Here is a 6754-nt window from a genome sequence, read left to right on the forward strand (position 1 = left end):
GTTGCGCTGGGCGGCCCTTGGGCGCGGGAAAGCAAGGCCGCACCGCGACGCATGACCGGCGTGAAAAAGCGCTTCCGCGGTAGCGGCGGGGCAAAAGAACTGTAGCGCAGTACCGAAAACAAGGTGAAAGACCCGTTCTCACAGGTTTGTACCGGCGGGTACGCTTCCTGTGGAAACGGGTCTTTATTATCAGCTGGTTCGGCCATCTGGAGCCGATTTCAGAACGCTTTCAGCCGGTGAGCGCTCCAGAACAATTTCATTTTGAAGAAGTGTAAATGCTCTGACGCTGCACGATGCAGGGCGCCACAATGTGGCGTGGATTCAGCCGAAAATCGTATTTTTTGAATGAACACTTTGAAATGTGAAGCGTTTCAAAGGTAATCTGCTCTAGAGCAATTTCACTTTGAAATTGCTCTGGCGGCTGCGTGAGCAGACGTTCGCTATGGAGGCGTAAGCGCAGTTTATCTGCGCGGTTAAACGCCGAAGCGAGTGTGCCTTTACCTTTGAGAATGTATATTCTCAAAGGTAATCTGCTCTAGGATTCCGGACGCAACAGGGGGAAGAGGATGACTTCGCGTATGGAGGCGGAGTCTGTCAACAGCATGACCAGCCGGTCAATGCCCACTCCCTGGCCGGCAGCCGGGGGCATGCCGTATTCAAGGGCGCGCAGGTAGTCTTCATCCATGCTGTGCGCCTCATCGTCTCCGGCTTCTTTTTCGCGCACCTGGTCTTCAAAGCGCAGGCGCTGGTCCACTGGGTCGTTAAGTTCTGAAAATGCGTTGGATATCTCGCGGCCGGTAATGAAAAGCTCAAAGCGGTCGGTCAGGCCGGGATCATTGTCGTTACGGCGCGACAGGGGCGAGATTTCCGTGGGGTAATGGTAGATGAAATGCGGCTGCACGAGCTTGCCTTCCACATCCAGATCAAAGAGCTTGGCATGCAGCTTTTGCAGGCTTTCGCTGTCAGCGGCCTTTTCGCCGCGCTGGCGGATGTAGTTTTGCACCCTGGTGTAGTCATTGTAAAATTCCGGCTGGTGGCCGCCAATGAGCGTGAGCGAGTCATAAAAGCTCATGCGCGTCCACTTGCCGGGCGTCAGGTCGACCATTTCGCCCTGGTAGGGAACAACGGTGGTTCCGCAGACGGTTTGCGCCAGATGCGCAAAGAGCTTTTCCGTAAGGTCCATGAGGTCTTCAAACGTGGCGTAGGCCCAGTAGAATTCGCACATGGTGAATTCCGGGTTGTGCCGCGTGTCGATGCCTTCATTGCGGAAGTTGCGGTTCAGCTCAAACACCTTTTCAAACCCGCCCACAAGCAGGCGCTTGAGGTACAGCTCCGGCGCGATGCGCATGTACAGGCCCATGTCCAGAGCGTTGTGATGGGTTTTGAACGGCTTGGCCGTCGCCCCCCCGGCCAGGGGCTGCATCATGGGCGTTTCCACTTCCATAAAGCCGTGGTCTTCCATGAAGCGGCGGAATTCGCGCACGATCTGGCTGCGCTTGAAAAATATTTCGCGGGCGCGCGGCGTGACAATAAGGTCCACATAGCGCTGCCGGTAGCGCGTTTCCATATCCTTGAGCCCGTGATACTTTTCGGGCAGGGGACGCATGGAGCGCGTGATGAGCTTTATGGTGCGGCAGGCGATGGTCAGTTCGCCCGTTTTGGTGCGGAAAAGATGCCCGGACACGCCGACAATGTCGCCGATATCGAGTTTTTTTACCAGGTTGTGCGTGGCGTCATCCAGGTGCTCGCGCGCGGCGTAGCACTGTACGCGGCCCGTCTGGTCCATGATGTGGAAAAAGGCCACCTTGCCGAAAGAGCGAAGCGAAACTATGCGCCCGGCAATGGCAACAACATCTTCCTGTGTTTCAAGGGCGTCGCCCTCCAGGTTGCCGAATTTTTCCAGCACCCAGGAAATGGAGTGTTCCTTGCGGAAATCGTTGGGAAAGAGCGGTACGCCCGCGTCCATAAGGTCGCAGGATTTGACCACGCGGTTTTTTACAACCTCGTTCAACCCTTCACGTGCGGCAAAGCTTTCCAACATGGGCATAAAATAGCCCGCGTATTTAGACTTGGTGCCCAGCTTGACGGCAGGCTTTTTATTCTTCTTTTCCCGATTTTCCACTGAAAAAACTCCTGAGATGCCCGGTCTTAAAGGATTGTAACGGTATGCCATTCGCGAAGAAGCGTCAAGGATGGCGTGTGTATGCTTTTGATGCCGCGCCAATGCCCTGTTTGGCCTTGAAGTTCGCGAGGCTTGCGTATATAGATTTTCTTCCCCTGTGACACCTTCCCGTGGCCCTGCCACGGATCATTTCCGTAAGGACAAGCGTCATGCACAAGTACACCGCCTCTTTTCTGGGGCGCGACTGCCCCGGAGTGGTGGCCGCAGTCAGCCGTATTCTTGAAGAAAACGGCTGCAACATTGAAGAAGTGACCCAGACCATTCTTTCCGGCGAATTTGCCGCCATTTTCGTGGTGGCTGTTCCCGATGCCCTTGATGCCCAGAACCTGCGCCAGCGGCTCAGCGCCAGCCTGGCCGAGGCCAAGGTGGATCTTTCGGTGCTGGTGCGGCCCGCCATTCAGGGACAGTGGGGCCAGAGCCTGCACTGTGAACCCTTTGTGGTCACTGCCGACGGCCCGGACAAGCCCGGCCTTATCGCTGCCATGAGCCGCGTGTTCGCCCGCCATGACGTGAATATCGAAAGCCTCAAGGCCATTCTGGGCGAGGGTGGAACCAATCATGCCCTTTTTGTTTTCGAGGTTATGGTTCCCGATGCCGTTGACCTTGGCCGCCTGCGGCGCGAGCTTTCCTGCGAGGGCCAGAGCCGCGACCTGCGCGTGAGCGTGCAGCACAGGGATATTTTTGAGGCTGTTCACCGGGTCAGCTCTTTTTAGACAGTGTCGTCACGAGCGCCTTTCCCGGTATCTCTGCGTCGAACTTCGCCTTTTATTCCGGTCGAGTACCATAAGAGTACACTCCCTGCATAAAAGGCTCGTTCTCCTTGATATACCAAGGAAATTCATCTCGTGACGACACTGTCTAGGGTAATTTAACCTTTACATTGCTCTGGTAAATTGCTCTGGCGGCTGCGGAGCAGACGCCCGCCGTGAAGGCCATGCGCCGTAAAGAGCGTGCCTTCACTTTGAGAACACATATTATCAGGTTGCTCTGCTCCAGAGCTTTTTTGCCCTGCAACCATACAGGATACCGACATGCTTTCCGAACGCGAAGTCATAAGCACACTTAACATGCTCCGCAACGAGCATCTGGACGTGCGCACCGTCACCCTGGGCGTGAGCCTGTTTGATTGCGTGAGCCACGATCTGGAGCTTTTTACCGCCAACGTGCAGGCCAAAATCCGCCGCTACGCCTCGCAGCTTGTGTCTGTCTGTAATGAGGTGGGTGACAAATACGGCATTCCCGTGGTGAACAAGCGCATCAGCGTCAGCCCCATTGCTGTGGTGGGCGCGCCTTTTGGCCCCGACGGCATGGTGCGCGTGTGCAAAGCGCTGGACGAAGCCGCCAAAGAGGCGGGCGTGGATTTTCTGGGCGGATTTTCCGCCCTGGTTGAAAAGGGTTTTGCCAATGGCGACCGCGCCCTTATTGAGGCGTTGCCCGAAGCCCTGGCACAGACCGACCGCATCTGCTCGTCCATCAACGTGGCTTCGTCGCGCAGCGGCATCAATATGGACGCCGTGGCCCTGATGGGCCGCCAGATTCTCAAGGTAGCCGAAGCCACGGCGGACCGTGGCGGCATCGGCTGCGCCAAACTGGTGGTTTTTGCCAACATTCCGCAGGACGTGCCCTTCATGGCCGGAGCCTACCTTGGTGTGGGCGAGCCTGATGTGGTTATCAACGTGGGGGTTTCCGGTCCCGGTGTGGTGAAAAAAGCCCTGGATCGCGCCCGCGAGGCGGGTCGCAACGAAAAGGGCGCTCCCCTGACCCTGCTGGACATGGCCGAGGTCATCAAGCGCACGGCCTACAAGGTGACCCGCGTGGGCGAAATGATCGGCACCGAAGTGGCTACCCGTCTGGGCATTCCCTTTGGCGTGGCTGACCTTTCCCTGGCCCCCACCCCGGCGGTGGGCGACTCTGTGGGCGAGATTTTCCAGAGCCTGGGCCTTTCAAGTATCGGCGCGCCCGGCACCACAGCCGTGCTGGCCATGCTCAATGACGCCGTGAAAAAAGGCGGCGCTTTTGCCTCCTCTTCGGTGGGCGGTCTTTCGGGGGCCTTTATCCCCGTATCGGAAGACTCAAGCATCGAGGCGGCCGCTACCGCGGGCCTGCTCAGCATTGAAAAACTGGAAGCCATGACCAGCGTGTGCTCGGTGGGGCTGGACATGATCGCCATCCCCGGCGCTACCCCGGCAGCCACCATTTCAGGCATTATCGCTGACGAAATGGCTATCGGCATGATCAACCACAAGACCACGGCCGTGCGCCTCATACCCGTACCCGGCAAGGGCGTGGGTGAAGAAGTGTCGTTTGGCGGCCTGCTCGGCAAGGCGGCCATCATGGCTGTGCCGGGCGGCAATGCCGAAGATTTTATTACCCTTGGCGGGCGCATTCCCGCGCCTATTCACAGCCTGAAGAATTGACGCCGTTCTCGGACGCGCTTTTGCATGAAAAAATCCTGCTTCGGCGGGATTTTTTTATTTATGGCGGTATGCCAGAAAATGCCGTGGCGCGCGCCCTTGGCGTTTGCCTGCCCGACGCAGGCCGGTTTGACCGGCTGGTGAATATTTGTCATAGGTTTACTGTCCGGAACCGCACGCTTCGCAGGTGAGGCGCGTGTCCGGCAAAACATGATCAAGGAGACAGCCATGCTGAAAGCAAAAATCGTGGCAGCGGCCTTTCTTGCTATGTTTGTAGCGGGTTGTAGCTCATCGCCGGAATGCGATTCCAGCGATGGTAAAAAGTATGCCAAAAAAATCATGCAGTCCTATGCGCAGGAGCTGGGCATAAAGGATCCGCATATCAGTTTTGAGAGCTTCAAGACCCTGAGCGGCGATAAAAAGTCCTGCAAATGCGTGGTCACAGCCGTTATGGGCGACAAGGCCGCCGAAGACGCCTCAGGGCTGAAGTATGCCCTTGAATTTGAGCTGCCGGAAACGGAGAATGGCCGTTACTATATTGAAATGATAAACTAGTTTAGTTTGTAGTGAACTTTTGGCACGCGATTTTTGCATCCTGTGCGTGGGGTGGACAAGAATGGTGTTCCTGATGTATCAGGCCAGAGCAGTTGCAAGTGGAATTGCTCTGGCACTTGATGGCGTGGCCTGCCGAAGCGTCAGGAGGGCGCGTCAGGGCATGCTCCAGACCTTGCCCCAGGGTTTGCTGCTGAAGACAGTGCTGCTACCTGTCCGCACCGGCCAATGCCCGGGCGGGCGGCGTAAAATCTCGAACGTATCTTCGCACCGCTGCCGGTTCTGCCTCCCCGACATTTCTTGATGCGTCTTCAGGGTGTCCGCGTTCAGGACGCCCGCGCTTTCAAGGACGCTTTTCGGCCTCCCGATTTTCGTCTTTTCCGGCCAGCGGATTTTACCGCTAGTTGATCCCTCCCCGCTGGCTATCGGCTTCATGCCCTTGTGTTCTTGCCGCAGAAATTTGTCCGGCTTGACTGTCGTCTTTTATGATCCCGACAAAAGGGCGTGTCCGCTGCTTTCCCGTAAGGAAGCGCGGTATGGCTGCTGTCTCAGAGGAAGCAGCCGGAATGTTCTGTCTGCATAACACTCAAAAAGGAAAACATAATGAAATATTATAAAGTAATAGGCGCTTCGCTGTGCGCCGGCATCATGGGTTTTTGTGTCTGGGCTGGCGAGGCTTCGGCCGAAGGCATCTGCCAGCAAAAGATGGCCCATATCCAGCGCCAGATCGACTATGCCAAGCAGCACAACAACCCCATGCAGGCGGCCGGTCTTGAGCGCGCTCTGGAAAATGTGCGTACATGGTGCACCGACGACGGCGAACTGGCCGAAGCGGAAATAGCCGTTATGGAAAAACAGGAAAAGGTGCAGGAGCGTCAGGCGGAACTGGACAAGGACATTGCCCAGGGCAAGCAGGAAAGCAAGATCGCCAAGCGCAAGCAGAAGCTGCAGGAAGCGCAGAGCGAATTACAGGAAGCTGAAAAAGTCCGCGATGCCATGAAGGCCAGCAAGAAGTAGCGGAACCTTTATGACATTTACGCATTGAGAATATCTATTCTCAATGCTTCCAAACGTTCAAAGAAGGATGGCGGTTCGGCACAAGGCCGGAACCGCCATCCTTCTTTGAACGTTTGGCTTCAGCAGTGTTGCGGCAGGCTACTGTACCAGCGGGGCAAGAAAAAACTGCCAGATCAGGGTAAGCAGCAGCAGCGACAGCGAGACCATGAGAAAGCGTCGCACAGCAGCGGGCCCAACGCGGATGGCAAGGCGACTGCCAAGCCAGTTGCCCACGCAGCAGGCGGCAGCCATAGGCAGGGCCAGACTCCACAGCACCACGCCGTTGATCATGAAAACCACCACTCCCGCAAAGTTGGATGCAAGATTAAGCACCTTGGATGTGGCGGATGCCTCCATAAGGCCCATGCGCAAAATCCAGTGAAATGCAAGAATCAGAAAACTGCCTGTTCCGGGACCGAAAAATCCGTCATACGCGCCGATAACAAGGCAGACCAGCGGGGTCATCAGCCACAGGCGGGGGCCGTGCATGTCGGCTTCGCCGTAGGCGCGTGCGCGTTCCTTGCGGGGCATGAGGGTGGCGCACATGCCA

General features: G+C 56.8%; 7 protein-coding genes. 4 read left to right on the top strand and 3 right to left on the bottom strand.

What is annotated here, in order from left to right; genetic code table 11:
- Positions 1 to 256 precede the first annotated feature (256 nt).
- The gene (locus tag V6C07_RS02410; RefSeq protein ID WP_333534791.1) at positions 257 to 523 is read right to left on the bottom strand and encodes a hypothetical protein; all 267 of its coding nucleotides are present in this window, start codon (positions 521 to 523) and stop codon (positions 257 to 259) included.
- A 12-nt stretch (positions 524 to 535) separates the two neighbouring features.
- Positions 536 to 2122, bottom strand: coding sequence for a lysine--tRNA ligase (lysS, locus tag V6C07_RS02415; RefSeq protein WP_442886187.1), 1587 nt, complete (start codon positions 2120 to 2122; stop codon positions 536 to 538).
- A gap of 209 nt (positions 2123 to 2331) precedes the next feature.
- On the opposite strand from lysS, the gene V6C07_RS02420 reads away from it, so the two are divergent.
- The 4 genes from V6C07_RS02420 (at position 2332) to V6C07_RS02435 (ending at position 6165) form a co-directional block, all read left to right on the top strand.
- On the top strand, positions 2332 to 2895 hold the full coding sequence (locus V6C07_RS02420) for a glycine cleavage system protein R (RefSeq protein WP_333534792.1): 564 nt from the start codon (positions 2332 to 2334) through the stop codon (positions 2893 to 2895).
- Positions 2896 to 3213: 318 nt separating this feature from the next.
- Positions 3214 to 4599, top strand: a complete 1386-nt coding sequence (locus V6C07_RS02425) for a PFL family protein (protein ID WP_333534793.1) — start codon at positions 3214 to 3216, stop codon at positions 4597 to 4599.
- Positions 4600 to 4824: 225 nt separating this feature from the next.
- Positions 4825 to 5151 carry a hypothetical protein gene (locus V6C07_RS02430; protein WP_333534794.1) on the top strand — a complete coding sequence of 109 codons (327 nt, stop codon included), beginning with the start codon at positions 4825 to 4827 and terminating at the stop codon, positions 5149 to 5151.
- A gap of 600 nt (positions 5152 to 5751) precedes the next feature.
- A complete protein-coding gene (locus V6C07_RS02435; protein ID WP_333534795.1) occupies positions 5752 to 6165 on the top strand; it encodes a DUF1090 domain-containing protein in 414 nt (137 codons plus the stop codon).
- Positions 6166 to 6303: 138 nt separating this feature from the next.
- On the opposite strand, the gene V6C07_RS02440 is transcribed toward V6C07_RS02435, so the two are convergent.
- A partial coding sequence (locus V6C07_RS02440; RefSeq protein WP_333534796.1) for a sulfite exporter TauE/SafE family protein occupies positions 6304 to 6754 on the bottom strand: 451 nt, incomplete at its 5' end.

Origin of the sequence: Desulfovibrio sp. 1214_IL3152 (assembly GCF_036763055.1) — a bacterium.
Classification (GTDB): Bacteria; Desulfobacterota; Desulfovibrionia; order Desulfovibrionales; family Desulfovibrionaceae; genus Desulfovibrio.

What these genes read in the sequence shown, in the direction of transcription:
- V6C07_RS02420 (WP_333534792.1), top strand. Translation starts at nt 2,332, where the DNA reads ATGCACAAGTACACCGCCTCTTTTCTGGGGCGCGACTGCCCCGGAGTG.
- V6C07_RS02425 (WP_333534793.1), top strand. Translation starts at nt 3,214, where the DNA reads ATGCTTTCCGAACGCGAAGTCATAAGCACACTTAACATGCTCCGCAAC.
- V6C07_RS02430 (WP_333534794.1), top strand. Translation starts at nt 4,825, where the DNA reads ATGCTGAAAGCAAAAATCGTGGCAGCGGCCTTTCTTGCTATGTTTGTA.
- V6C07_RS02435 (WP_333534795.1), top strand. Translation starts at nt 5,752, where the DNA reads ATGAAATATTATAAAGTAATAGGCGCTTCGCTGTGCGCCGGCATCATG.